This window comes from Paenibacillus sp. Aloe-11, from assembly GCF_000245715.1.
Classification (GTDB): domain Bacteria; phylum Bacillota; class Bacilli; order Paenibacillales; family Paenibacillaceae; genus Paenibacillus; species Paenibacillus kribbensis.
Genome location: NZ_JH601071.1, coordinates 1 through 562 on the forward strand (window position 1 = coordinate 1; position 562 = coordinate 562).

The 562-nt window shown below is 48.8% G+C and carries 2 tRNA genes and 1 rRNA gene; all 3 read right to left on the bottom strand.

Going from position 1 to position 562, the window contains the following annotated elements:
- Window positions 1-115 precede the first annotated feature (115 nt).
- Window positions 116-191: transfer RNA gene (locus tag WG8_RS22330), tRNA-Ala, on the bottom strand.
- 20 nt (window positions 192-211) lie between these two features.
- A tRNA-Ile gene (locus tag WG8_RS22335) sits at window positions 212-288 on the bottom strand.
- A 37-nt stretch (window positions 289-325) separates the two neighbouring features.
- Window positions 326-442: ribosomal RNA gene (gene rrf / locus WG8_RS22340) — 5S ribosomal RNA — on the bottom strand.
- Window positions 443-562 lie beyond the last annotated feature (120 nt).

Below are 562 nucleotides of genomic sequence, written 5' to 3' on the forward strand. Positions count from 1 at the left end.
TATTCTAAAACGCAATTTCGTTTCGGTATCCAGTTTTCAAGGTGCAAAGCTGTGTAATTATCAGTTAATCTCCGTAGAGTTAATGATACTCATACAATTTTTGATGAAATTGTATTGGTGGAGCCAAGCGGGATCGAACCGCTGACCTCCTGCTTGCAAGGCAGGCGCTCTCCCAGCTGAGCTATGGCCCCAAAGGAAATATAAAGTTATATGGTGGGCCCTAGTGGACTCGAACCACCGACCTCACCCTTATCAGGGGTGCGCTCTAACCAGCTGAGCTAAGGGCCCATAATAACCACCAAAGAAATCCTTCTTTAGTGGTTGCGCTTGGCAACGTCCTACTCTCCCAGGACCCTGCGGTCCAAGTACCATCGGCGCTGGAGGGCTTAACGGTCGTGTTCGGGATGGGTACGTGTGGAACCCCTCCGCTATCGCCACCAAACGCTTGAGAGGTTGAACTCTCAAAACTGAGCAACGAGTGAGTAGTTTAGGATATTCATTTCATTCACACAGATGTGATGAACCGAATTGAATATCCAGTCGCAGGTACGTGTACCTGCTG